The organism is Trinickia terrae, assembly GCF_005144415.1.
Classification (GTDB): Bacteria; Pseudomonadota; Gammaproteobacteria; order Burkholderiales; family Burkholderiaceae; genus Trinickia_A; species Trinickia_A terrae.
The window spans coordinates 23417-46351 of record NZ_SWJE01000007.1; the positions used below are offsets into that span (position 1 = coordinate 23417).

Annotated in this window: 26 protein-coding genes; 14 read left to right on the forward strand and 12 right to left on the reverse strand. The window is 62.2% G+C overall.

Going from position 1 to position 22935, the window contains the following annotated elements:
- Window positions 1-24: 24 nt before the first annotated feature.
- Entirely contained in the window at window positions 25-948 is a 924-nt protein-coding gene (locus tag FAZ69_RS14080) for a LysR family transcriptional regulator (protein WP_136895468.1), read from the reverse strand.
- A 138-nt stretch (window positions 949-1086) separates the two neighbouring features.
- Between FAZ69_RS14080 and FAZ69_RS14085 the strand changes: the two genes are divergently transcribed.
- The 7 genes from FAZ69_RS14085 (at window position 1087) to FAZ69_RS14115 (ending at window position 7481) form a co-directional block, all read left to right on the forward strand.
- A complete protein-coding gene (locus tag FAZ69_RS14085; protein ID WP_136895471.1) occupies window positions 1087-2370 on the forward strand; it encodes an aromatic ring-hydroxylating oxygenase subunit alpha in 1284 nt (427 codons plus the stop codon).
- On the forward strand, window positions 2367-2867 hold the full coding sequence (locus tag FAZ69_RS14090) for an aromatic-ring-hydroxylating dioxygenase subunit beta (RefSeq protein WP_136895473.1): 501 nt from the start codon (window positions 2367-2369) through the stop codon (window positions 2865-2867). The genes FAZ69_RS14085 and FAZ69_RS14090 overlap by 4 nt, the downstream gene beginning before the upstream one ends.
- 19 nt (window positions 2868-2886) lie before the next feature.
- A complete protein-coding gene (locus FAZ69_RS14095) occupies window positions 2887-3273 on the forward strand; it encodes a tautomerase family protein (protein WP_136895475.1) in 387 nt (128 codons plus the stop codon).
- Between the two features lie 10 nt (window positions 3274-3283).
- Complete coding sequence (locus FAZ69_RS14100; RefSeq protein WP_136895477.1) at window positions 3284-3811, forward strand: nuclear transport factor 2 family protein; 528 nt, start codon at window positions 3284-3286, stop codon at window positions 3809-3811.
- Window positions 3808-4947: an amidase gene (locus FAZ69_RS14105; RefSeq protein ID WP_136895853.1), complete on the forward strand. Its 1140-nt coding sequence runs from the start codon at window positions 3808-3810 to the stop codon at window positions 4945-4947. Before FAZ69_RS14100 ends, FAZ69_RS14105 begins: the two co-directional genes overlap by 4 nt.
- A gap of 17 nt (window positions 4948-4964) precedes the next feature.
- On the forward strand, window positions 4965-5708 hold the full coding sequence (locus FAZ69_RS14110; RefSeq protein ID WP_136895479.1) for an SDR family NAD(P)-dependent oxidoreductase: 744 nt from the start codon (window positions 4965-4967) through the stop codon (window positions 5706-5708).
- 216 nt (window positions 5709-5924) lie between these two features.
- Window positions 5925-7481, forward strand: coding sequence for a methyl-accepting chemotaxis protein (locus FAZ69_RS14115; RefSeq protein WP_136895481.1), 1557 nt, complete (start codon window positions 5925-5927; stop codon window positions 7479-7481).
- Between the two features lie 57 nt (window positions 7482-7538).
- Here the strand turns inward: FAZ69_RS14115 and FAZ69_RS14120 are convergent, their stop codons facing one another.
- Window positions 7539-8171: a response regulator transcription factor gene (locus FAZ69_RS14120; RefSeq protein ID WP_136895483.1), complete on the reverse strand. Its 633-nt coding sequence runs from the start codon at window positions 8169-8171 to the stop codon at window positions 7539-7541.
- Between the two features lie 225 nt (window positions 8172-8396).
- Between FAZ69_RS14120 and hpaC the strand changes: the two genes are divergently transcribed.
- The 3 genes from hpaC to FAZ69_RS14135 all read left to right on the forward strand — a co-directional run bounded on the left by hpaC (window position 8397) and on the right by FAZ69_RS14135 (window position 11973).
- Window positions 8397-8927 carry a 4-hydroxyphenylacetate 3-monooxygenase, reductase component gene (gene hpaC / locus FAZ69_RS14125; RefSeq protein ID WP_136895485.1) on the forward strand — a complete coding sequence of 177 codons (531 nt, stop codon included), beginning with the start codon at window positions 8397-8399 and terminating at the stop codon, window positions 8925-8927.
- A gap of 480 nt (window positions 8928-9407) precedes the next feature.
- A complete protein-coding gene (locus FAZ69_RS14130) occupies window positions 9408-10805 on the forward strand; it encodes a spinster family MFS transporter (RefSeq protein ID WP_136895487.1) in 1398 nt (465 codons plus the stop codon).
- A gap of 37 nt (window positions 10806-10842) precedes the next feature.
- The gene (locus FAZ69_RS14135) at window positions 10843-11973 is read left to right on the forward strand and encodes a porin (RefSeq protein ID WP_136895489.1); all 1131 of its coding nucleotides are present in this window, start codon (window positions 10843-10845) and stop codon (window positions 11971-11973) included.
- Between the two features lie 56 nt (window positions 11974-12029).
- Here FAZ69_RS14135 and FAZ69_RS14140 read toward each other — a convergent pair whose 3' ends face one another.
- Genes FAZ69_RS14140 through FAZ69_RS14150 form a run of 3 tightly spaced genes read right to left on the reverse strand, consistent with a single transcriptional unit; the run spans window position 12030 to window position 13222 of the window.
- Window positions 12030-12329: a 4Fe-4S dicluster domain-containing protein gene (locus FAZ69_RS14140; RefSeq protein ID WP_136895491.1), complete on the reverse strand. Its 300-nt coding sequence runs from the start codon at window positions 12327-12329 to the stop codon at window positions 12030-12032.
- Window positions 12326-12640 (reverse strand): hypothetical protein, encoded by a 315-nt coding sequence (locus FAZ69_RS14145; RefSeq protein WP_136895493.1) that lies wholly within the window; start codon window positions 12638-12640, stop codon window positions 12326-12328. Before FAZ69_RS14145 ends, FAZ69_RS14140 begins: the two co-directional genes overlap by 4 nt.
- A 12-nt stretch (window positions 12641-12652) precedes the next feature.
- Entirely contained in the window at window positions 12653-13222 is a 570-nt protein-coding gene (locus tag FAZ69_RS14150) for an RNA polymerase sigma factor (RefSeq protein WP_136895495.1), read from the reverse strand.
- A gap of 134 nt (window positions 13223-13356) precedes the next feature.
- Here FAZ69_RS14150 and FAZ69_RS14155 point away from each other — a divergent pair, with 134 nt between their 5' ends.
- A complete protein-coding gene (locus FAZ69_RS14155) occupies window positions 13357-13956 on the forward strand; it encodes a LysE family translocator (RefSeq protein ID WP_136895497.1) in 600 nt (199 codons plus the stop codon).
- Between the two features lie 76 nt (window positions 13957-14032).
- Here the strand turns inward: FAZ69_RS14155 and FAZ69_RS14160 are convergent, their stop codons facing one another.
- Window positions 14033-14707: a peroxiredoxin-like family protein gene (locus FAZ69_RS14160; protein WP_136895499.1), complete on the reverse strand. Its 675-nt coding sequence runs from the start codon at window positions 14705-14707 to the stop codon at window positions 14033-14035.
- 298 nt (window positions 14708-15005) lie between these two features.
- Here FAZ69_RS14160 and FAZ69_RS14165 point away from each other — a divergent pair, with 298 nt between their 5' ends.
- Window positions 15006-15338 (forward strand): superinfection immunity protein, encoded by a 333-nt coding sequence (locus tag FAZ69_RS14165; RefSeq protein WP_136895501.1) that lies wholly within the window; start codon window positions 15006-15008, stop codon window positions 15336-15338.
- 70 nt (window positions 15339-15408) lie between these two features.
- Here the strand turns inward: FAZ69_RS14165 and FAZ69_RS14170 are convergent, their stop codons facing one another.
- Window positions 15409-16305, reverse strand: coding sequence for a LysR family transcriptional regulator (locus FAZ69_RS14170; RefSeq protein WP_136895503.1), 897 nt, complete (start codon window positions 16303-16305; stop codon window positions 15409-15411).
- 144 nt (window positions 16306-16449) lie between these two features.
- Between FAZ69_RS14170 and FAZ69_RS14175 the strand changes: the two genes are divergently transcribed.
- Both FAZ69_RS14175 and FAZ69_RS14180 read left to right on the forward strand, forming a co-directional pair.
- Window positions 16450-16794, forward strand: a complete 345-nt coding sequence (locus FAZ69_RS14175; protein WP_136895505.1) for a Rap1a/Tai family immunity protein — start codon at window positions 16450-16452, stop codon at window positions 16792-16794.
- 134 nt (window positions 16795-16928) lie between these two features.
- Window positions 16929-17834, forward strand: coding sequence for a flagellar brake protein (locus FAZ69_RS14180; protein ID WP_240702232.1), 906 nt, complete (start codon window positions 16929-16931; stop codon window positions 17832-17834).
- A gap of 6 nt (window positions 17835-17840) precedes the next feature.
- Here FAZ69_RS14180 and FAZ69_RS14185 read toward each other — a convergent pair whose 3' ends face one another.
- The 5 genes from FAZ69_RS14185 to FAZ69_RS14205 all read right to left on the reverse strand — a co-directional run bounded on the left by FAZ69_RS14185 (window position 17841) and on the right by FAZ69_RS14205 (window position 22635).
- Entirely contained in the window at window positions 17841-19196 is a 1356-nt protein-coding gene (locus FAZ69_RS14185; RefSeq protein ID WP_136895509.1) for a sensor histidine kinase, read from the reverse strand.
- 66 nt (window positions 19197-19262) lie between these two features.
- On the reverse strand, window positions 19263-20033 hold the full coding sequence (locus FAZ69_RS14190; protein WP_136895511.1) for a response regulator transcription factor: 771 nt from the start codon (window positions 20031-20033) through the stop codon (window positions 19263-19265).
- Window positions 20030-20746: a response regulator transcription factor gene (locus FAZ69_RS14195; RefSeq protein ID WP_136895513.1), complete on the reverse strand. Its 717-nt coding sequence runs from the start codon at window positions 20744-20746 to the stop codon at window positions 20030-20032. Before FAZ69_RS14195 ends, FAZ69_RS14190 begins: the two co-directional genes overlap by 4 nt.
- A gap of 10 nt (window positions 20747-20756) precedes the next feature.
- The gene (locus FAZ69_RS14200; RefSeq protein WP_136895515.1) at window positions 20757-21575 is read right to left on the reverse strand and encodes a MipA/OmpV family protein; all 819 of its coding nucleotides are present in this window, start codon (window positions 21573-21575) and stop codon (window positions 20757-20759) included.
- 157 nt (window positions 21576-21732) lie between these two features.
- Entirely contained in the window at window positions 21733-22635 is a 903-nt protein-coding gene (locus FAZ69_RS14205; RefSeq protein ID WP_136895517.1) for a LysR substrate-binding domain-containing protein, read from the reverse strand.
- Window positions 22636-22935: the final 300 nt, after the last annotated feature.

Here is a 22935-nt window from a genome sequence, read left to right on the forward strand (position 1 = left end):
CCCCGGCTCGGCGCGGGGGCCTGCTCACTTCATCTGATCGAATCGTCCGACGATGCCGGCGAGCAGCTCGCGCATCCAGACAATGCCGTCCTCCTTGTGGAAGTGCTCGTGCCAATGCATCGTGACAGGTGCAGGCGGCAGCTTTACCGGGAGGTCATAGATGCGGAAGGCGCCCGCGCGATTGAGAATATTCGCAAGCCGCCGCGGCAACGTCGCGTATAGATCCGTCACCGTGAGAATGCTGGGCAAGGCGACGAAATGCGGCACTTCCAATGCAATGTCGCGGCCGACGCCCTGCGCGCGCAGCGCGTCGTCGAGCGCGTGATGGCTGTGCTCCTGCGACTGCACCTTGATGTGCGAAGCCTTCAGGAAATCGTCGAGGCCCAGTTTTTCGCCGGGCGGCAGATCGGCTCGCCACCGCGTCATGCACACATAGTCTTCCTCGAACAGAAGACAATGCTTGGTCGAGGCTAGAAGCTCGGGGTGATTGCCAATCGCGAAGTCGAGGCGGCTGGAACGCAGCGCGTCCTCGATGGCCTCGACTGGCATGGGCCGAACACTCAGACGAATGCGCGGCGCCTGCTCATGCAGCGCCGCGCAAATAGCGGGCAAGTACGCCATTTCCCCTGCATCGGACAACGACAGCCGGAACGTGCGCGTGCTCACCGCGGGCTCGAACGATTCAGCGTACCGAAGCGCCTCGCGCACCGTATCGAGCGCCCGCCCCACGATCTCCGCCAGCTCCAGGGCGACCGGCGTCGGCTGCATGCCTGAACGCGTACGAACAAACAGCGGATCGTCGAACAGAGCCCGCAGGCGGCCCAGCGCATAGCTGACTGCCGGCTGCGATAGCGCAAGCCTTTCCCCCGCGCGCGTCAGGCTCCGCTCCTCCACGATGGCATGAAAGACCCGCAGCAGATTGAGATCAATGTTATCGAGCGACGTCATCTGCCTTCTCTTATTTGCGGGGTTTATCGACATAGGCATTTTAGATGGATTTGACTGATTTAGGTCAAGGCCGCGAGACTGTCGTCACGTACTTAGTCCTCAACGCCATACCCATCACGCCCCACCTTCGAGATTCAGATGAGCGATATTTCCTACCAGCCTATCGACACGAGTGCGCTGCATACGCGCGCGGAGGCCGACCGCATCGCGCCCTCGCTTTACTACGACCCGGCGTTGTTCGAAGCCGAGCTCGAACACATCTTCTACAAGACGTGGATCTGGGTCGCCCACGAAAGCGAATTGCCCAAGCCCGGTGATTTCGTCACGACGACCATCGGCCGACAGCCGGTGATCGTGGTTCGCGACAAGACAGGAACGGTGAACGTGCTGCAAAACCGTTGCCGCCATCGCGGCGCGAGCGTGTGCGAAGAGCACAAAGGCAACGCCAAGGGATTCACTTGTCCCTATCACAGCTGGTCGTATGCGCTCGACGGCACGCTCCGCGCGCTGCCCTATGGAGACGGCTATGAAGGCGTGTGCGAGAAAGGCGACCTGCCGCTGAAGAAGCTGCGTGTCGGCATCTATCAAGGCCTGATCTTCGCGAGCTTCGACGAGTCGATCGAATCGCTCGACGATTTTCTCGGCGGCGCCAAGCCGTGGATCGACCTCTTCATGAAGCAGGGCGCGGGCTATCCGGTTCGCACCAACGGCGAGCACAAGTTCAAATTCAAAGGCAACTGGAAGATCCAGCTCGAAAACACCACCGACCTCTATCACTTCCCGGTGGTGCACAAGTCCTGGCTGAAATCCGTCGACGACGAGACGGCTCAAGTAATCACCGGTTTCATGACCAGCGACGATGCCTTCTGCCGCTCGCTCGGCAACGGCCACAGTCTTGCCGTGCTGATGCCCGAGCTCGTCGATCTCGACCGCGACGACGGCAAGCCGCTGCCCGAGCGTTTCGACACGCTCGCCGCCAAGCTCGCAGAGAAGCATTCGCCGGAAGACGTGCGGCGCATCGTGCGGTCGCTGATGGGCGTCGGCTTCAATCTGAACCTGTTTCCCAACCTCGCGCTGTCGATGGCGTTCTTCCGTGTGCTGCGGCCGATTTCAGCGGAAGAAACGGAAATCCGCCACGTCGCGCTGGCGATGGACGGCGGCCCCGAGGAAGCCAACCGCGAGCGTCTTCGCATGCACGAGCATTTCCAAGGTCCGTTCGGATTCGGCAGCCCTGACGATGCGGAAGCGTGGGAGCGGGTCCAGCGCGGTTCTCATGCCGGGCCGGACGTCCCGATTCTGGTGAATCGCGGCCTGAACCGCGAAAGCACCGCGGCTAACGGTGAAAAAACGGCGCATGCAACCGACGAAACCGGCATGCGTGAAGCGTACAAGCAATGGCGTGCAATGATGGAGCAGGCATGATGAACGATCGCAACGCACTCTTTTCGCAATCCACTTTCGCCCGTGCGATCGAGTTCATCTGGCAGGAAGCAGAGTTGCTCGACCGTCGCGACTATCAGGCATGGCTCGACCTGTGGGATCGCGCCGGTCACTACGTGGTGCCGATCGATCCAAATACCACCGACTACGCCGCGTCGCTGAACTACGCCTATGACGATCACGACATGCGCGAGAAGCGCGTGCAGCGCATGACGTCCGGGTTTTCGGCTTCGGCGTCCGATGCCGCGCGCACGGTTCGCACCGTGTCCCGCTTCACGCTGTCGAGCGACGCGCCGGACAGGGTGGTGGTGAAGTCGGCGCAGGTGCTGGTCGCGTACAAGCGCGGCGTGGCGACCCTCTTTGCCGCTGATCTCACGCACCAGCTCGCCTTCACGAACGGCGAGCTGAAGCTCGTCGAAAAGGTGATCCGCCTGATCGATTCGACCGAAGCGCTGAGCGCGATCGGCTTTTTGCTCTAGACCGCACACGCGAGGCTCCATGCCAACCCTTGAAGTCTATTTGCCGAGTGGCCACGATGCGTCCGTCAAAGCGGATTTGATCGGCGGTCTCACGCGCGCAACCGTCGAAAGCATCGGAGCGCCAGCGGATTCGATCCGCATTCTATTGAGCGAACTGCCGCCTGCGAACTTCGGCATCGGCGGCAAGTCCGCCGCTAACGGAGCCTTGCCGATGCTCCCGGTGATCGTGGCAATCCTGATCGCCGGACGGACCGAGGCGCAGAAAGTCGCTTTGATCGGCGCGCTGTCCGACACGGCCTCGCAAGTGCTGGCGGTCCCCCTGCAGGCTACGCGCGTAGTGATCAAGGACATCCCCAATACCGACTTCGGCATTGGCGGCCAAACCGCCCGCGCGCTTGGCCGATAACGAGCCCGTCATGAGAGATTCCGGCACGCAATCACCCCCGCTCTCCGCGCTCGAGACACGGCTCGCCGCACTCGAAGCGGAGAATGCGATCCGCAAGACCATCGCGCGCTATATGGCGCTATGCGACGTGCCGTGCCGCCCGCTCGCCGGCGAATCGCTCGCCGCGCTCTTTACCGGCGACGCCGTCTGGGAGGGCATCGGTCTGCAATACGCGGAAAAATTCGGCCGCCTGCAGGGCCGTGGCCCTATTCTTGAGATGTTGCAGCGATATCTCCCGCCAACGCCTCACTTCACGACCAACGTTCATTTCGTGACGTCCGAGCATATCGAAGTGAACGGCGGCCATGCCAAAGGACGCTGGATCATGCTGCAAGCCTCCGGCTATGTCGATTCGAAGGCCGAGCTCATTGCAGCACGGCTGGAGATCGATTTCTCGCCCGCCCCCGACGGCGGCGCCTGGCTGATTCGTCATTTCCGCACCGAGCGTCTCTTCGATGCACCATGGCAAGTCAATCCTCGCAAGGACACGACCGCATGAATCCCGCGTTCATCGATGAAATCGCGCTACGTGCAAGCGCTAGTGCAAATGGCCCGGCCATCGCGATCAAGGATTCAATCGATATTGCGGGCTACCCGACGACTGGCGCGAGCGCGGCGCTATCCGGCACGGCGCCCGCAACGGCGCACGCCGAAGTCGTGCAGCGCCTGCTCGACGCCGGATGGCGGATTCAGGGGAAGGCGAACATGCACGAGCTCGCCTTCGGCATGACAGGCATCAACGACTTCACGGGAACGCCGCTCAATCCCCAAGATCCCTTGCGCATCCCAGGGGGCTCGTCGAGCGGATCGGCATCGGCAGTCGGACTCGGGCTCGTGGACGCGGCGCTCGGAACCGATACCGGCGGCTCCGTCCGCGGCCCGGCCGCCTGTTGCGGAGTGATCGGGCTCAAGCCGACGTTCGGCCGCGTAGCGCGTGCCGGCGTCTTGCCCGAACGCACTACCCTGGATTGCGTCGGCCCCTTCGCACGCGATATGCGCATCCTCATCGCGACGATGGCCGTCATCGATCCGACCTTCGATGCCGCCGCGGCACGCCGCGATGTGAATCGGGCGCGCGTAGCCATCGTCAGAACAGACGCTGACGCTTCGATCGACACCGCTGTCCGGCACGCCGTGAAGCGTGCGGGATTTGTCGAGACGATTGTCGAGCTGCACGCGATGCGGGAAGCGTTCGAGGCCGGCCTCGCCATCATCAACAGGGAAACGTCGGCTGCCTTCGGTCACCTGGTCGAAACCGGCAAGCTCGGCGCCGATCTCGACAAGCGCCTGCGCACGGCCGCCAACACGACGCAGGAGCAAGTCGAAGCGGCTGAACGGGTCCGCAGCGCGTTCACGAAAGCAGTGGACCATGCTCTCGAGAGTGCCGCAGTCCTCGTCTTGCCGACGCTTCCGTCACTGCCCATCACGTTGGAAGCGGCACGTGCAGGCGAGTCCGTGATTGCCATGTCGTCGTTGATCAGGCCGTTCAATCTGAGCGGTCATCCTGCCTTGAGTTTGCCGCTGCCGATCCAGGGATCGAAAATAAAAGCGGGGCTGCAGATTGTCGGCAGGAAAGGCGCCGATGAAACCGTATGCGCCTTCGCCGCACACTTTGAAGAAGCGCTCGCGCGATAACAACGAGGAGCATGAACATGTCGAAGAGAATCGTTCTGGTAACTGGCGCGGCCCGGGGCCTCGGCGCAGTAGTCGCACGCAGATTTCACCAAGCGGGCTACCGCGTGGGCTTGGCGGACATTGCATTCGACGAAGTGCAAGGCGTCGCGCGTGAACTCGACGCAAGCGGCGACACGGCCTGCGCGATCCGCCTCGACGTCACCTCGAAAGCCGACTTCGCCGCGGCGCTCGATACGCTCGTCCAGCGATGGGGCGGCGTGGACGTGCTGGTGAACAACGCCGGCGCATCGAAAGTCGTGCCGGTCATGGACATTACCGCCGAGCAGTTCGACCTGGTCATCGATGTGAACCTGCGGAGCGTGCTATTCGGCTGTCAAGTGTTCGGCCAATACTTCGCGGACCGCGGCGAAGGACGCATCGTCAATGTGGCATCGCTGGCCGGACAGAACGGCGGCTCTGCGACGGGGGCGCACTATGCGGCGGCCAAGGGTGGCGCCATCACGCTGACCAAGGTCTTCGCTCGCGACCTCGCCGCGCGCGGCGTGACGGTCAACGCCATTTCCCCGGGGCCGCTCGATCTTCCGATCGTCCACGAGAGCGTCCCGGCCGATAAGCTGAAAACGGTGATAGCGGGCATCCCGGTCGGCCGCCTGGGCTCCGCGCAATATGTCGCCGACGTCGCCGTATTGCTGGCGTCGCCGGACGCATACTTCGCGAACGGCGCATGCTGGGACGTGAATGGCGGCTTGTATATGCGCTGAGGTTCTTCACCTTCACCAGGCTTCAACGCAGTCGCGTCCAATCCGAATACCGTCTCGTCACCGGGCGCGGCTACCGCAAGCGCCCCGCTCCCTCCGTTTGTTCGCATTCCCAATACCCCTCTAAAGAAAATCACTAGAACGGGTGGGAATCGCTTTAATCAAGTCCATCGCGGCAGCGCCGATATTCCTATAGACATCCTCCACAGGAAACCCAAAATGATCGCCAGGAAAACAGTACGAGGCCGCTTGCTGCAGACTCTTGCATCGCTGTCGTTCCTCATGCTCTGCGGCAGCATGCTTGGCATCTGGGGAGAGTATCGCGACCTGACCGCCATGGAGAATATCTACCTGACCGACGCATCAGGAACCGAACTGTTACTGCAGATCAAAGCCGATTCTCTCGACGTGATTGCGATCCTGACCTCGCTGGCAACGTTCGCGGAGTCGGAGCGGCCTGAGCGGCTCCGCAAGGTAGCGGTCGTCTTGAAGGCTATCGACCGGAACCGTGACCAATATCTTGCGATCGCAAATGGTTCGCAAAGAAGGGGGCAGGCCACCGTGTTTTCCGATCGTCTCGACCGGTTTCGCGCATTTCTCGACGATCTGCAAACCATTCAGGCGACAGCGGATCCGGCGTCGCGAGCGCAAAAGATGAGCCAAGGAAAGGCGGCATACAACGCTTTTCATCAATCGCTCGAAACGCTGATCGACGATCAAAAACGCGATGCAAACCAACGCTTCAACGACAGCAAGACAGAGATCCAACACCACATCGTCCTGCTTGCCGCGCTAGGGCTGTGCAGCATGATCGTGGCACTTGTCAGTTACGTATCCCTCACGCGCAAGGTCATCGTTCCGCTCACAACCGCCGCCGAAGATTGCGAGCGGATTGCGGCCGGCAATCTCGAGACCGTGCGGCCACAAGAAAGCCATAGCGGAGAAATTGGACGGCTGTTCGACGCATTCGGGCACATGCAGTCGATCTTGCGCGACATTGTCGGCGATGTTCGCAGCGGCAGCGAATCGGTTGCCAGCGCCACGGCCCAGATCGCCGCCGGCAACGCCGACCTCTCGCAGCGCACGGAAGAGCAAGCGGCGTCGATAGAAGCCATCGTGGCCGACCTCAACGAGTTCGCCGAAAGAGCGCAGAGGAATTCGCTCGAAGCTACCAAAGCGTTGCGCTTTGCATCCGACGTGGAAGGCATTGCGATTGAAGGTCGCTCGGAGATGGATGCCGTCGTCTCGACGATGGATCTCATCGTAAAGAGTTCGCAGCGGATGAACGAAATCATCGGAACGATCGAATCGCTCTCGTTTCAGACCAATATTCTGGCGCTCAATGCGGCGGTCGAATCCGCTCGTGCGGGTGAGCACGGCAGGGGCTTTGCCGTCGTGGCCGCCGAGGTGCGCAGTCTCGCGCAAAGGTCGGCGGTCGCCGCGCGAGAGATCGGTGAGTTGATCCGCAGCTCGTCAAACGAGATTGATCGCGGTAGTCAGCGGGTTCAGGCTGCCGGGCTGAAGATGGCGCAGATTTCCGACGCGGTACGTGAAACGAGCGGGATCATGCGAGACATTGCGGAAGTGTCGTCGGCTCAGAACAGCGACATCGTCCGTACCCAATCCGCGCTCGACCAGATCGAGCAAACCACTCAACGGAATGCGGCCCTCGTGGAGCAAGCGTCCGCGGCTGCAGCCTCGCTGCGCGACGATGCCGCGAGGCTTGCGCGCACCATGCAGTTTTTTGCTTCGCCCCCTGGCGTGCCCATGCATTGAGCGGCCCACGACGGCCGTTTTCGATTTTCGTGCGCGCCCGGATGCGTCAGCCGCAGTCTATTCCCTGCCGTCCCTTTCGTTACCCAGAATCATGCCGGCGTCCCGGACCAGTTCGGCGATCGACGTTACCCCGAGCTTTTCCTTGATGCTTGCCCGATGGACATCCACGGTCTTGACGCTGATCCCAAGGTCTGACGCGATCTTCTTGCTTCCCTTCCCGTCGAGCACCTGCATCAGCACTTCCCTTTCGCGCGTGGTAAGCGATTCGATCCGCTGCTGAAGCTCCCTGCGCCGCATGCCGGCGGCATGGCGCTGCGTAGCCAGCTTCAAAGCGCGCTGGATGCGTTCGAGCATCTGTTGAGAGTTGTACGGTTTTTCCACAAAATCGATCGCGCCATTCTGCAGCGCACGGACGGACATCGGAATGTCCCCATGCCCGCTGACGAAAATAATCGGCAGCGTCGATCCACGCTTGTTCAATTCCGCCTGCACTTCAAAACCGCTCGTTTCCGGCATTCGGACATCCAGGACGAGGCACGCCGGATTCTTTTCATCGAATGCATCGAGGAAAGCGGACGCGGTCGCGAATCCTTTCGAGGCAATTCCGACCGACTCGAGCAGCCAGGACAGCGACGTACGCAGACCATTGTCGTCGTCGACGATATAAACGATGGCAGATGGCGAGGTCATTTCCAGTCCAATTCGTATCTGTTCTTGATGCGTTGGCTCAAGTTTGAGCGCATCGCGGTCGACTCGCAACCGCAAATAAATTGATTTCAGGCAGGCGGCCTGGGGAAACCTTTAGATGCGTAGGGAACTGCTTCAACGTTTGTGGCGTTGATGCCGATTTCGTCCGCCGATACCGTGGACTACGCTACATCCTAACGTCACATCCAGCGTCGGAGCTTCACTACCATGGCCAACAACACCCCCCCCTATGCAACGAACGATGAAGCGCGCCGCCTGTTTCGGAACGCCATGGCTCACCTGGGCGCCGCGGTGAACATCATCACCACATCGGGGTCTTCAGGACGCTGCGGGATCACTGCAAGCGCAGTCTGCTCCGTAACCGATGCGCCGCCGACCTTGCTGGTCTGCCTCAACCGATCGAGCGCCTTGCACGCGGTCTTCGAGAAGAACCGGAATGTCTGCATCAACGTGCTCACCGGGCATCACGAACCGCTGGCTCGGCATTTCGCGGGGTTCACCGAAATGCCCATGCAGAAGCGCTTTGAATTAAACGCATGGGACGATGGCGAGCACGGCGTCCCCGTTCTGCAGGACGCGCTCGCAAGCCTGGAAGGGGCGATCGTCGACCTCAAGAATGTAGGCTCGCACTCGGTCATGTTTGTCGAGGCCACCAGAATCCGCGTTCAAAACGGAGGTGATAGCCTGATCTACTTCAACAGGCATTTTCATCGCTTGCCCGCCGCGCTTGCGGCGTGAATCCAGTCTTTGCTAGTCGAAGACATCGATAGGCAAATCGCAATCCAGCAGGGTGCACGTCGTCTGCGCCCGCCTGGGCGTTCTCACATCTGATCCCTTCTTCCGGCGAGCACATACCGTCCACCGGTTCCGTGCATCGACCATCTCCGATCACGCGGGCTAGCCGCGTGATCGGCAATCCCCCATAACCCATCGCAGTCCATATCTACTTCCACGCCTCCCGATTGGTCAGCCTAATGGATGCTTGGTCGCTTAGCTTAATTCAACGTCCACATCAGGATTTCCTGACAACTCAGCGCGACTTATCTCCAAAATTTACGACGCTGATATGTCTACCCCTTTTAGGCAGATTTGACGTGGATATATGACACCTCGACACTCCATCGTGCGGATACCTTAGTAAATTTTCCGCCTCACATCGCGATTGGCAGCGCGCTCAGTAATCGCAACATTAATATCCATCGGAATTGGAGACCTAAGATGTCTTCGTCGACAAAACCCAAGTCGGTCAAGCGGTACACATATGAATGGTATGTGGTCATCGTGTGCATGCTTGCGTACGTATTTTCTTTCGTCGACCGGCAAGTGCTGGCATTGATGATCGAGCCCATCAAGCACGATCTTCAGCTCAGCGATACGCAGTTCAGCCTGCTGCAGGGGTTCGCCTTCTCGTTGTTCTACGCAATCATGGGAATGCCGATCGCCTACCTCGCGGATCGCTTCGCTCGCCCGCGAATCATCGCGATCGGCATCGCGTTATGGAGCATCGCCACAGCAGGGTGCGGCACCGCTCAAACGTTTGTGCAGATGTTCGCCGCCCGCTTGAGCGTCGGCGTCGGAGAGGCTGCCTTATCCCCAAGCACGTACTCGATGCTTTCCGATTACTTCCCCAAGGAAAAGCTCGGACGTGCGCTCGGCATTTACTCTCTGGGATCGTTCATCGGAGGCGGGATGGCCTTTCTGGTCGGCGGCTACGTCATCGCTCTGCTGAAGCACGCGACCAGTTTCTCGCTCCCCGTCCTGGGCGAAGTGCATGCCTGGCAGATCACGTTCTTCATCGTGGGGTTGCCGGGTCTCCTGATAGCGCTTTTGTTTTTCGCAACTGTCCGCGATCCGCAGCGCAAGGGTCTCGCCAGCGATATCCATGGTCAAGCCATGAAGGTGTCGTTGCCGGATACCTTCCGCTTCATCGGAAAACATCGAGCGACGTTCTTCTGCCACTTCGTCGGGTTTTCGTTTTACGCGATGACGCTCTATTGCCTCATGTCATGGTCGCCCGCGTTCTACATGCGCCACTTTGGGCTGTCGCCGGTCGAGGCCGGCTACAAGCTCGGGGCCGTCTTGCTCGTCGCCAATACGGCCGGGGTTTTTTGCGGCGGCTGGCTCAATGACTGGTTTCTGCGTCGCGGCTATCGGGATGCGCCGATGCGCGCCGCGTGGCTGGGGGCGCTTTTCCTGATCGTCCCATCGGTCGCGATGACGCAGGCGGGAGATGCCGGCGGCTCGCTGGTGTGGCTCGTGCTCGCGATGTTCTTCGCCTCCTTCCCGCTCCCCACGTCCGCCGCCGCGATGCAGAATCTCGCACCCAACCAGATGCGCGCTCAGGTCTCAGCCATCTTCCTGCTCGTTTCCAATCTGATCGGACTCGGCTTGGGAACCACGCTCGTCGCCCTCGTGACCGACAAGATTTTCGGTTCTCCGCTCGCGGTGGGAAATTCGATGGCCGTGATCAATGCGATCGCGACGGTACTCGCCTTCGCACTGCTCTACGTCGGATGCCGCCACTATCGCGCAAGTCTCGAACGCGAAGCGCCACTATCGGCAACAGCGCCGCCTGATATGAGTGTTGCAAGTGTGACGCCCGCATCGTCGTCCTAATTACAAATTCGTACTTTCTCTTGGTTTGGAAATCGTGATGAAAAAGACCTTCATTTCCGCTGCCGTCGCAGCGATGGGCGTTTGCGGCGTGCTCCCGGCACATGCGCAGTCAAGCGTAACGATGTACGGCCTCATCAGTACGGGGGTCGGCTATGTGAGTAACGCCGGGGGCGCCAAGGAATATGCCCTTTACTCCGGGACGAACCAGAACAATCGATGGGGCTTCAGGGTCAGGGAAGACCTCGGCGGCGGTCTTGCTGCGGTGGCTCAACTCGAAAGCGGCTTTGACATTACCACGGGCAACCTGGGCCAGAACGGCCGCATGTTCGGCCGGCAGGCCTGGGTTGGACTGCAAAGCAACACCTTGGGAACCGTGACGTTCGGCCGGCAGTACGATGCGTTTTTCGACTATATCGCCCAGTTCTCGGCACCCTATGCTTCGGGCGGGCTTGCAGCGCATCCTGGGGACTCGGACAACCTGATGGGAAGCTGGCGCTATAACAACAGCATCAAATACGCGACGCCGGTCTGGAACGGCTTCTCCGCGGAAGCGCTTTACGCCATGAGCAATTCGACCGACTTCGCCCTCAACAGAGCATGGAGCACGGGCGTGCGGTACACGGGAAATCGATTCAGCGTCGCGGCGGCCTATGTGGAGATCCAGCGTCCCGGCACGACCAACGCCAACGGCGCGGTAACGAACGATTATTCGGGCGCGCCGTTCTGGCTGTTCCGCACGAGCCCGCTCAACAGCGCGGTGGGTGTTCAGCGGCAGCGCAATATCGGTGCGGGCGGAAATTACCGCGTTACCGACAAGGCCACGCTAAGCGCGTTTGTGGACGACATCCGGTATGACTATCTCGACCACTCCAGCCTGCACCTCAACAACTACGACGTCTCGTTTTCGTACTTGCTGACGCCGGCGTTGTCGGTGGCGGCGTCTTACGTTTATACACACGGCACGTACGGCGGGCTCGAAGCCAACCCCCACTGGAACACGGGGCAGATCACGGTGGACTACGCATTGTCGAAGCGCACCGATGTCTACGTGTTCGACGACTACCAGCGTGTCAGCGGCCCGCACGCCGCGGCGGATATTTTCCTCAATGCCCCGTCGACCAGCAAGAGCCAGAATCTGGTGGTCGCGGGCATACGCCATAAGTTTTGACTTCGCCGTAGCGAGTTGGCTGAGCTCTCCCCGATGTTGGGGAGAGCTTGTGCGATTCAGGCCACCCGCGCCAGCGTAATGGCATGCTCAGGGCACGCCGTCACGCATAACCCGCACGCCTTGCACGCCTCGGCATTCGGCGTATAAGCCACTTTCATCCCGTGCACGCGCAGCTTGAATTTCTGCAGCGGCCCCAGCGGCTCGTAGTCCGCCGCGTCGATCCGGCGGACTTCGAAAACATGCTCGGGGCATACGGCCACGCAATCGCCTTTACCTTCGCAGCGCGTCAGTTTCACCTGCGGCGCAAACACGCCGGCGTCCTGCTTGCATGCGGAGCTCCGCGGCGGCCGGCTCATGCGCCATCCCCCTGCGGCTTGTCGGCAGGCGGCAGCGCGCCCTTCTGAAAGCGCTCGCGCTCCTCCGGCGTCATCCGCTCCCAGCGGCGCCAGTGGCGGTGTCCGCGCCAGCCGCCATGTCCGCGGAATCCGCCGAACAAGATGCGGCTCAGCACGAGCAGCCCAAGCGCGTGCGGATAGTCAATCGATCGGCCGCCGATAAACAGCGCCGGGACGACCCAATTCCAGAGCGCCATCACCATCCATCCCAGCACCGCAATGCCCGCCAGAATCAGCAGAGCCTTGCCGAAGCACCTCAGTTTGAAATTCATCCATCCGCTCCTTTATAAATCCAGTTCGTCATAGACGGCCTGCAGGCTGGCGCGCAAATGCAGCACCGCGTAGCGCTTGCGCGCGAGCAATGTGTTGACGCTCAGGCCGCTTTCGGCTGCCAGGTCTTTAAAGCTGCGTCCCTCGAGTTCGTGGGCGACGAAGACGTCGCGCTGGTTCGCCGGCAGGCCGTCGAGAGCTTCTTGCAACGCCGCGAGCAGCACGGACCTCGCATAAGCCGCCTCGGGCCCGGCATCGGCGGCCGGCAGCGCGAGATCCAACCGGTGGTCGCCGTCGTCGTCCGCGGGCTCGGGCAGGGGCTCTTCTTTCTTCTTGCGAAAGCGGTCGACGATGCGATTGCGCGCCACGCGATAGAGCCATGCGCCCGCTTGCTCGATCGGCTCGGGAAGCCGGTAAGCCTGCACGAACTCGTAGAAGACATCCTGCAGGATGTCTTCCGCGTCGCCCGGATCGCGCACGCGACGCCGAATGAAAGCGCCGAGCCTCGTGCGCTCGCGCAAGACGGTTGCGGCGATATCGCGGTCTCGATCGATCATCCGTTTCGGGGTGTGCGGCGTTTCCATGCCTGTGATGACGATTCACAGAGAGAAATATTGTCGCCGGCTGGAAAAATTTCGAATCATGCAAGGCATGATGCCGCACTGAAATCTGTCCGTGGTAAAAACGGCCTCATTACTGTCCGTCCATCCGTCGACTCATGCTCTCAATGACAAGCGCCGCGCTGCTCGCGCTCGGCAGCGGGATCGTCCTCATCATGCCCGGCCCGACCAATACGCTGCTCGCCGCGGCCGGGTTGCGGCACGGCATCAGGCGCGCCGCCCGCCTCACCGGCGCCGAGCTCGCCGGCTACCTCGTGTCGATCACGGTCTGGGGGTATTGCCTCGCGCACCTGGCGGTCTCGATGGCGTGGCTGCCGATGCTCGTGCGCATCGCAAGCAGCCTGTATATCGCCTACCTCGCGGTCCGCATGTGGCGCGCCGCCGGCGTGTTCGATTCGGCGGCGCATGGGCCCATCGGCACGCGCACGCTGTTTGTCGCGACGCTGCTCAATCCGAAAGCCATCCTGTTCGCGGGCACGATCTTTCCGGCTGCCGCATTCGCGAGCTGGCCCGCCTATTTCGAGGCGATGTCGATATTCGCCGCCCTGCTGATTCCGATCGGCCTCATGTGGGTCGCCTTCGGCGTCGAGCTCGGCCGTGGCCGGCTGAAGTGGCTCAGCCCCGCGCACGTGCAGCGCGGCGCGTCGATCGTGCTGGCCACGTTCTCCTTGTCGATCGCGTGGGCGCTGTTTCGCTAGCCGGCCCCGATGGCGATTCACGATCGAGCCCGGCGATCGAAGGCGTCCGCCATTCGATCGCCGGCTTCCGGCTGCGTCAGGCCACGCGCGCCGTCGCGCTGCGCAGCGCCGGCAGCATGTCGGCCGGGTCCGGGCGGTGCGTGTAGTCGGGATTCACTTCCGCGTAGAGGATCGTGCCGTCCTGGCCGATCACATAGCGGGCCGGCATCGGCAGCGTCCAGCCCGGATCGCCGTTGAAGGCAGGCAGGTCGTTCTTAAGCTGCTTGTAAAGATCGACGAGGTAATCGGGCAGCGCAAAGCGCAAGCCGAATGCCGCCGCAACCTCGTTGTGCGCATCGCTCAGGATCGGGAAGCCCAACTGGTTCGTGCGCACCGATTTGCGGCTGTTCACCGCGTTCTGCGGCGAGATCGCCACGAGGCTCGCGCCGAGCGCCTCGAACGACGGCAGCGCCTCCTGCAAGGCCTGCAGTTCCAGGTTGCAGTAAGGACACCAGACGCCGCGGTAGAAGCTGATGACGAGCGGCCCTTTGGCGAGCAAGGCTTCCGACGAAACCGGCACGCCATTCGGATCGGTGAGCGTGAAGAGCGGCGCCTTGTCGCCGGCTTTCAGCGCGCGCTGGGCCTGCCCGGACGCGATCAGTTCGGCGGTGGCCCGCTCCATGATGGGATGAATCTCGGGCGGCGCGAAATACGGCGCCTTACCTGCCTTGAAGTCCGCCTTGAACGCGTCGAGCTTGTCTTGCAGTGACATGATGTTGCTCCTTGGGTAGGTGAATTTGCTTCGCGATGTCAGCCATCACGGAACCAAGGTTCGTTCAAAACGGCCGCGCCCAGTAGGCGGCTCGTGCGCGTAACTGTCATTCCCGCCGGGAATGGGTCGCGATTGTTCGCGAATCGGCGACAGTCTTTTCGCCAGGCCGGCATCGATATTGGCGGGATTGCGCCTTACATTGCTCTCTACCGGCGCAGCCGTTTGCGGCTGTCGGCCATCGATCCAACCACGCGGCGGCGCACGGCGCTAACCCGTGGTTCAAAGAAAAGGTGATGCCATGTTGAAGCTGTTCGAAGGTGCGATGTTGATCGGCGGGTTCGTTTTGTACTTGATTCCGGCAATGGAAGCGGATGCGCGCGAGCGTGACAACGCGCTCGCGATCACGATGGTCAACGTGTTGCTCGGCTGGACGATCGTCGGCTGGTTCGCGGCGTTGAAGGCGGCGCGCTCGCCGTCGGGCGAACGGCGCTTGCCGCATGTCGGCCTGCGGATCCGGCGCGCGACTGCGCGAGCCACCATCGACAAGCTCGTGGCGCATGCAAGAAACTGCTCGCCGTTCGGGCGCGCGGCAACGGATGCACGCCGCACGACCGTAGGCGCCTGCGCTTGAGGCGGCATGCTCGACGCTCGCTGCGCACAGGCAAGCGGGCGTCGAGCGATGAGCGCGATTGGCGGGCCGTTCAGCTTTCGCGCTTCGAATCCATGGTCTCTTCGACGAAGCTGACAAAGGCGCGCGCCTTGGCGCTGACCATGCGGCCGGCGGGAAACACGGCCCACAATTCGACCGGCGGCAAGCTCCACTCTTCCAGCACCGCCCGGACCTTGCCGCTTCGCAACTCGTCGGCAAACATCCACTCGGATACCGCCGTCACGCCGAGATCGGCGAGGACCGCTGCGCGCACGCCTTCGGCGGCGCTCACGCGCATGCGCCCCGACACGGCAACGGAGACTTCCGCGCTATCTCGCCGAAACGCCCACGTCCCGGCCTCGGCGTGCTGGCTGTAGACAATGGCCTGATGCGACGAGAGCTCCGCCGGCGCTGCCGGCACGCCCGCGCGCTCGAAGTAGGCCGGCGTGCCGACGACCAGCCGGCGCGCTTGTCCGAGCTTGCGTGCGGTCATGCTCGAATCGTCGAGCGTGCCCATGCGCAGCGCCACGTCGATACCTTCCTCGAGCAGATCCACAGTGCGATCATCGAGCACGACGTCGAGGCTCAGTTCCGGGTACCTGTCGAGAAACCGGCCCATGGCCGGCACGATATGCAGCCTTGCGAACGTGACAGCCGCACAGACGCGCAGCCTGCCGGCCAGCTTGGCTCCCGCGCCGCGTGCCGCGAGCTCGGCCTCGTCCGCTTCTTCGATCGCGCGTTTCGCGCGTTCGTAAAACGCAAGGCCGGCCTCGGTAGGCGTGAGGCCGCGCGTGGAGCGCAACAGCAGCCGCACCGCGAGCCGCTCTTCGAGCAGCGCGATGGACTTGGAAACGGCAGGCTGCCCGACATTCAAGAGTCGCGCCGCGGCCGAGAACGACCCCGACTCCACTACGCAGACAAACGTTTCCATCGCGGCCAGCCGATCCATGATGCACTGCTCCTCTTTTGTCTGCGAATGACGCGAGTGCCGTTGCTCCCGGCTCGCCATTGTGCGCTCTAAGCGGTCCCGGCAACTGCAGGCCGCAAACGGCCTGCCCTACAATGCTCCCCGACAACCACACAAGGGCAGACCATGCAGATACGGACCATCGCGCTGGCTTTGGCGACGGCTTGCTTCACCGCCGGCGCACATGCTGAGATGACAGCCGCGCAATACAAGCAATGGGCGCACGCCGACAACAACTCGGTCTATGCCGCCTACATCACCGGCACGATCAACGCGTTCGGCTGGGCCAACGGCGACTCGATCGCGAAGAAGCATCCGCCGCTCTATTGCCAGCCGAAGGACATGGTGGTCAGCAATCAGTACGTGTATCCGCTTCTGGACCAGTTCTTCGCGAACCACCCCGACCTTCCCGACAGCTTTCCGATCGGCCTGGCGATCTTGCGCACGCTTCAGTCGGCGTTTCCGTGCTGATTAGGGACACTCCTAGCACCAACCCCCTAAACTTTCCTGACATCCTGACGTAAAACGTCAATAGCTCAGCATCCCCTTAAAAGGCCGCCGCCAGGGCCGGGTCCGGCAGCCGCGACAACATGGGAGCATCCAGCATGGAAAGATCAGCAAAGGACTTGAGCAGGAACGACGTGCCGGTCGGCACGGCGCTCGAATGGCCGATCGTCGACGAGACCGGCACGCTGCTCCTCGACAGCGGCACCACCATCGCCAGCACGGAAGACGCCGATTTTCTGTTTGCCCATTTCCGGCCGCGCAGACAGGAGCCGGAGGATCCAAAAGCGCAGCAGCCCGCGCAAGGCGACGAGCCGGCGGAACCCGGCCCGACGCGTCCCGCGACGCTCGACGAGATGCATCTGACGATCGGCAGCCTGCTCGGCGTGCGCTCGCGCGCGGGCAGCAGCGCAATGCAGCCGAGCCGGCTCATCGGCTTCTCGCCGAATCACACGCTCTTCGTCACGCCTCCGCTCGTGAACGGCAATCCAGTGAAGCTGATGGTCGGCGAAACGGTCGATATCGTGGCGATCGCGAGCCAGGCCGTGTTTCGCTTCGCGTGCACCGTGGAAGCGCTCTGCAACCATCCGTTCGATTACGTGGTGCTCTCCGCGCCCGGCGCGATGCGCAGGCTGCGCGAGCGCAAAGCCATCCGCATTCGCGCGCGGCTGCCGGTGCGCTATGCCGCGATCGAGGCCGGCGACTCGAACGGCGGCCTCGGGCTCGCAACGGGGATCAGCGCGTCGGGGATGTCGCTGATGGCGCCGCGCGCGCTGGGGACGATCGGCGAGCGCTTGCACGTGTCGTTTCAATTGCGCTCGAAAGAGCTCGATGCGCGGGTCGATATCGCTGCGGTGATTCGCAACGTGCACAGCGCGGCGAAAGGCGAAGCCGCCGTGACGCATGGCCTCGAATTCGAAGCGCTCGAAACGGCGCAGCAGCTGGCGCTGAAATCGTTTGTGTTCGACCGGCAGGAGGATGCGGAGTATTGGACGGGCGGGCGTTGACGGTACTCAAAGCCACACCACAAACCGCGTCCCAGTGGAAAGGCTGCTGACCGTCAACCGCCACTCATGCGCCAACGCGATCTCCTTGCAAATGGCGAGCCCCAGCCCGGCGCCATCGTGCCTTGATTCCGGTGCGCGCCAGAACCGCTTGAAGAGGAAAGGAACATATTCCTGCGGGATGCCCGGCCCGTCGTCCTCAACCTGGATCGATACCTCATCGATCATCAGCGTGACGACGCCATTGGCCGGGGAAACGTTGATGGCATTCTCGACAATATTCTTGAGCAAGATGAACAGCGCGCTCCTGTCGGCCCAGATCGGCGAAAGCGCCCTCGACTCTTTCAGTTGAAGCTTGACCTGCTTCGCGTCTGCCTTGCGGGCCAGATATCCGACCACGTCCTGCGCCACATCTACAATGCGGACCTCGCCGAACGTGAAATTCTGCGCCTCGCTGACTTCGGCCAGATGCAGCAGTTGCCGAACCTGCCGCGCCATCAGGTCGATTTCACGAAACAGCTGCTCCTTTTCCTCGATCTCCGGTTGCAACTCGATTTGCCCCCGGATCAGCGTGAGCGGTGTCTGAAGCTCATGCGCCGCTGCCGCGAGAAACTGTTGCTGGACCTTGAAGCCGTTCTCCAGCCTGGCGAGCGCTTCGTTGAACGCATTGATGAGCGGCGTGAGCTCGGTCGGGATGCCTTTCGTCGAGAGACGCGTCTTCAGATTGCGCGGCGTGATCTGCGCGGCTGCCTGCGAGACTTCCCGCAGCGGCCGCAACACACGGCGAATGGTAAGCGGCAGCGTCAACCCGAAAATGATCGTCGCAATGAACACGACGGTCTCGACGGTGCGGGGAATCGGCTGGATCTTCAGACGCACGAGCGCGCCGGTGAATTGCGCGCTGGTTGCAGTCTGCACATAGAATGCCGCCTGCCCCCGCGAGACCTGCCGCGTGGCGATCGCAAAGCGTTTCCCGTCGATCGTCACATGGACGATCGAACCTGCGGCGGCGCCAAGGCTGTCCGGGAGCCAGGGCGCACTGTCCCGGGCGCCCGTGGATGCGAGCAGCAGGCGTCCTTGGCCGTCATATACGCGGTACTGGAGATCGGCAGGAAGCACCTGAAACACCCAGGCGAGTTCGCCGGGCAGGCGTACCGAAACCGGGCGGCCCGCGTCGTCGAAGTCCAGCCCGGCAGCGATCCGCCCGACCATTTCCGTCTGCTCCCGCCGCCCCAGCGACTGCTCCGGAAACTGGCTGAACACATAGATGACGATCGTTGCAAGCACGACCAGGCTGACCGCAAACGCAGCCATATTGGTCGCCCATAGCCGCGTCGACAGGCTTCGAATCCAATGGTTGAGCATGTTGAAACCCTGGTCTCGATCGATACCATCACTCGCTCGGATCGCCGCTCGATGCGGCGATCCGGCCTAAGCCGGCCCCGCAGCGGACAAAGCGAATTCGCGGGACCTGCGCCCGTTCCCGGCAGCGAACCCGGCTGGCTCAGGACAGAACACGTACCCCCTCGAGCGGATTGTCCGGATCAGTTCTTCGCCCGCCACGCGGCAGGCCAGCATCCGCCGCAGCCGGTGCACGCCGACACCCACGCCCACGAGGCTATGCGGAACATCGGGCCAGACGCGCCTGGCAATGGTCTCTCTCGATAGCACCTGGCCGGGCGCAGTCGTGAACAGATTCAGCATCGCGTAGTCGGTTTCGGACAGCGGCACCGGTTTTCCCTGGAACATGAGCGCGCGCGCCGTATAGTTCAGCTCGAAGCCCCTGAAATGGAACGGCGGCCTCGTGTCCGGCTCGCGCAAATGCATGGCCTTGACCCGCGCCAGCACGCGCCTGATTCGTGCCAGCACTTCAAGCACGTGGAACGGCTTTGAAACGAAATCGTCCGCGCCGCTATCCAGCGCGACGACTCGCTCCGTGACGTCGTTCCGTTCGCCGAGCATGATCATCGGCAATTCGTCGCGTCGGCGCCGAAGCGCATTCAGTACCGCGAATGCGATGTCGGCGTCTGCTCCGCACGCCATGACGATGAGGTCCGGACGTTCTTTTTCGAGCCGCAGCAACACCTTGCCCGGCTCGTACAGGACCGCTACGTCGAAGCCGCTGCCCTGCAGAACCGTGCGCAACGCGTCGCGGCTGGCGGGCTCGGCATGGACGATCAGAATCAACGGCTTCATGTTCATGCATCCCTCCCTCGCCGTGCCGCCGCACCGTCCTTCTCCTGAGCCTCTTGCAGCGCGAAGCCTGCGCCCCGCACATTCGTCAGGCGCGTCGTGGCGCTGATCGCTGCGAGCTTCTTGCGCAAGCGATGAACGGTCACTTCCAGCGCATTGGGGGTCACGGCATCACCGAGGCCCCAGGCGGCATGCTCGAGGGCCGCGTGCCGGACCGTTCGGCCGGCGGCCTCGATGAGGCACAGCATGATCTGCAACTCAGCCGGCGCGAGCGTGACCGACTGAGTGCCGCAACACATCGCACGCGCTTCGGGATCGATCGTGACGTCCGCAAACGACGCGGCGAGCGTGGTCAGCACGACGGGCCGCCGCATCAGCGTGCGCACGCGGGCGATCAGCTCGCTCATCGCGAACGGCTTGGTCACATAGTCGTCCGCGCCGCTTTCGAGTCCATCCACGCGGTCGTGCAGCGCGTCGCGAGCGGTGAGCATCAGGCACGGCGCCGTCTGCCCCGCCGCGCGCAACGCGCGCAGGAAAGTCAGCCCATCGCCGTCGGGCAGGCCACGGTCGACGATGAGCACCGCATAGCGCCCCCGGCTCACGCCATAGGTCGCCTCCGAGATGCTGCGAAAGAGATCGGCCTCGATTCCGGCGCCCGCGAGCGCTTGGCGCACCATGCCTGCAAGGCGTTCGTGGTCTTCGACAATGGCAACTCGCGACATGGCCCAGCGCTCACTTGAATTGATAGAAATAGACGATCATGGCCTCGGGAATGTATCGCTTGCCGACCAGCGGGCTATCGGTAATGCCGCTGCCAAGATGCGATACGCCGGCGTCGAAAATGATCCGCTGATGTTCAGTGAACTTGTAGGTGACGCGCGCGCCGACCGACTCGTTCCAGGTCGACGTGCCGTTGTACTGGGGGCGGCCGGCGCGCACTTCCGAAGGTCTGACGCCGTAATAGTAGTCGACGTATTTATTGCTCAGCCATTGCGCACCGATGTGCGGTTCGATCGAGAATGCCGCCAGCTCGAAGGACTTGCCGTATTCGATCTTGGCTCGCTCGCCCTTGTTGCCGCCCAGCAGGTAGTCGCCCGACAGCGTGCCGAATGCCGTGCGCCACGCGAGCGCCGGGCCGTACCAGAATGCGCCCTTGCGGTTCTGCATCCCGTTCAGGATCGCTGCGTCCGAGCCCTTGTATCCGTCGAACAGCGCAAACTGTCCGCGCAGCGCGACGCTCAGCCCGCTCCAGTTGCCAATCTTCAGATCAACCGTCGTGCCGAACAGGCGCACCCACTTGTCGTCGAAAGAGACAAGCGGAACCGGCGACACCTTGGAGCCGTAGTGCTTGTATGGCGACCCCTCGACACTGACTCCCGCGCCAAGGCCCCAATGCGTCACGTTCGTGGCATTGCTCAAGATGGTTAGACCTGATGCGTCGGCGTACGGCTGATCGGCATTGGCTCCGTCTGCCCAGGCGGTGCCGGAAGAGAGCAGGACCGGAGCAAGGATGAGCAACAACTGGCGTTCGCGGTGGCGAGTGTTCTTCACAGTGGGGTTCCTGGGGGGGCGGGGAAAACGGAACCGACTGTAGGAGCGGTAGGCTTACTGCTCACTTACTCGACAAAAACAGCGCAATCCAACTGCGCTTGAAACGGCGCAGCAGCTGGCGCTGAAATCGTTTGTGTTCAACCGGCCCGAACGGCAGCTAGCTCGTTTGTTCCGCCTGGGCGGCGCGAATTTCTTTCTTCAACCAGGAAATAAACTTGCTGGCCGACACGGATAAAGACTGGCCTTCCGGGTACACAAGGTAGTAGCCGCGACGCGCGCTAATCGCCGGACCCGGAAGACGGACGAGCGCTCCGGACTTCAATGCATCGCCGACGAGCCATCCACGCGCCAACGCGATGCCGTCGCCCCGTTCCGCGGCCTGAAGCAACGCCAGCGAATCCTCGCAGGTCACGCCTTCGTCGGGAATGCGGCCGACGACACCCGCGCGCTTGAACCACTCTCCCCATTCGTCGTAGGGGTTGAGCAGCGGGTACCGCAAAATATGGTGCGGGGAAGACGGCAACCCCGAGCACCCGTTGACGCCCTTGGCCGCAGCAACCGGGAAAAGCGTCTCGTCGGCCAGCAATTCCGCAACGAGCCCTTCCCACTTCCCGTTCCCGAAGCGGATCCCCAGCGAAATTCGCTTGGCCACCAAATTGAGCGTCGCGATCGTCGCGATCACGTCCACGCCGATATCCGGATGCGACGCCTGAAAGCCTTTCAGGCGCGGCCCCAACCAACGCGACGAGAAAGACGGAACCACCGTCACCGAAATGCGGCCTGCTTGCTGGATTGGCTGGCGCCGCAGCCGGGTAGTCGAATCGGCGAGCAACTTCAGGGCTCCGGTCATTGCCTCCTGCAACTCCCGGCCCTGCGGCGTCAGCACGACACGCCGCCCTACGCGAGCGAACAGCACGACGCCCAGTTCGGCTTCGAGCGCTCTTACCTGCCGCCCGACGGCTCCGGGAGTCAGGAACAGCGACTCGGCTGCTTCCCGGAAACTCTCATGGCGAGCCGCGGCCTCGAAGACTTGAAGATTACGCAAAGACGGGATTTGCATCAGTCAATCAACCGGATACTTTAACTCCTCGATACCCTAGCATATTAATCGCTTTTCGTCGTTACTCACTATCGATAATCTCTCTGCCGTATTCGAAATTACGTTCGATATCCAAACTGCGCTAAATCTCTAATCAGCCGCAGCTAACTTTTTCGAGCGAAAGAGAAAGAATTAGTAAGAGCACGGCAAAAGCCAATACCCGCAGCCTGCGAGAATTCCGAAACGCGTTTCTTCAAGCCGACTCTCCACGGGAAGGCAACGGCACGCGCAGACAGTCCGGCAGATCGCGCAGGACGCCGG

Bases quoted from the DNA above. Each gene is read 5' to 3' on its own strand.
- FAZ69_RS14080 (WP_136895468.1), bottom strand. From the start codon at position 948: ATGACGTCGCTCGATAACATTGATCTCAATCTGCTGCGGGTCTTTCAT.
- FAZ69_RS14170 (WP_136895503.1), bottom strand. From the start codon at position 16,305: ATGGATCGGCTGGCCGCGATGGAAACGTTTGTCTGCGTAGTGGAGTCG.
- FAZ69_RS14120 (WP_136895483.1), bottom strand. From the start codon at position 8,171: ATGACCTCGCCATCTGCCATCGTTTATATCGTCGACGACGACAATGGT.
- FAZ69_RS14160 (WP_136895499.1), bottom strand. From the start codon at position 14,707: ATGTCACTGCAAGACAAGCTCGACGCGTTCAAGGCGGACTTCAAGGCA.
- FAZ69_RS14195 (WP_136895513.1), bottom strand. From the start codon at position 20,746: ATGTCGCGAGTTGCCATTGTCGAAGACCACGAACGCCTTGCAGGCATG.
- FAZ69_RS14105 (WP_136895853.1), top strand. From the start codon at position 3,808: ATGAATCCCGCGTTCATCGATGAAATCGCGCTACGTGCAAGCGCTAGT.
- FAZ69_RS14155 (WP_136895497.1), top strand. From the start codon at position 13,357: ATGCTCTCAATGACAAGCGCCGCGCTGCTCGCGCTCGGCAGCGGGATC.
- FAZ69_RS14135 (WP_136895489.1), top strand. From the start codon at position 10,843: ATGAAAAAGACCTTCATTTCCGCTGCCGTCGCAGCGATGGGCGTTTGC.
- FAZ69_RS14175 (WP_136895505.1), top strand. From the start codon at position 16,450: ATGCAGATACGGACCATCGCGCTGGCTTTGGCGACGGCTTGCTTCACC.
- FAZ69_RS14110 (WP_136895479.1), top strand. From the start codon at position 4,965: ATGTCGAAGAGAATCGTTCTGGTAACTGGCGCGGCCCGGGGCCTCGGC.
- FAZ69_RS14140 (WP_136895491.1), bottom strand. From the start codon at position 12,329: ATGAGCCGGCCGCCGCGGAGCTCCGCATGCAAGCAGGACGCCGGCGTG.
- FAZ69_RS14150 (WP_136895495.1), bottom strand. From the start codon at position 13,222: ATGGAAACGCCGCACACCCCGAAACGGATGATCGATCGAGACCGCGAT.
- FAZ69_RS14100 (WP_136895477.1), top strand. From the start codon at position 3,284: ATGAGAGATTCCGGCACGCAATCACCCCCGCTCTCCGCGCTCGAGACA.
- FAZ69_RS14115 (WP_136895481.1), top strand. From the start codon at position 5,925: ATGATCGCCAGGAAAACAGTACGAGGCCGCTTGCTGCAGACTCTTGCA.
- FAZ69_RS14190 (WP_136895511.1), bottom strand. From the start codon at position 20,033: ATGAACATGAAGCCGTTGATTCTGATCGTCCATGCCGAGCCCGCCAGC.
- FAZ69_RS14130 (WP_136895487.1), top strand. From the start codon at position 9,408: ATGTCTTCGTCGACAAAACCCAAGTCGGTCAAGCGGTACACATATGAA.
- FAZ69_RS14090 (WP_136895473.1), top strand. From the start codon at position 2,367: ATGATGAACGATCGCAACGCACTCTTTTCGCAATCCACTTTCGCCCGT.
- FAZ69_RS14165 (WP_136895501.1), top strand. From the start codon at position 15,006: ATGTTGAAGCTGTTCGAAGGTGCGATGTTGATCGGCGGGTTCGTTTTG.
- FAZ69_RS14095 (WP_136895475.1), top strand. From the start codon at position 2,887: ATGCCAACCCTTGAAGTCTATTTGCCGAGTGGCCACGATGCGTCCGTC.
- FAZ69_RS14180 (WP_240702232.1), top strand. From the start codon at position 16,929: ATGGAAAGATCAGCAAAGGACTTGAGCAGGAACGACGTGCCGGTCGGC.
- FAZ69_RS14145 (WP_136895493.1), bottom strand. From the start codon at position 12,640: ATGAATTTCAAACTGAGGTGCTTCGGCAAGGCTCTGCTGATTCTGGCG.
- FAZ69_RS14205 (WP_136895517.1), bottom strand. From the start codon at position 22,635: ATGCAAATCCCGTCTTTGCGTAATCTTCAAGTCTTCGAGGCCGCGGCT.
- FAZ69_RS14185 (WP_136895509.1), bottom strand. From the start codon at position 19,196: ATGCTCAACCATTGGATTCGAAGCCTGTCGACGCGGCTATGGGCGACC.
- hpaC (WP_136895485.1), top strand. From the start codon at position 8,397: ATGGCCAACAACACCCCCCCCTATGCAACGAACGATGAAGCGCGCCGC.
- FAZ69_RS14085 (WP_136895471.1), top strand. From the start codon at position 1,087: ATGAGCGATATTTCCTACCAGCCTATCGACACGAGTGCGCTGCATACG.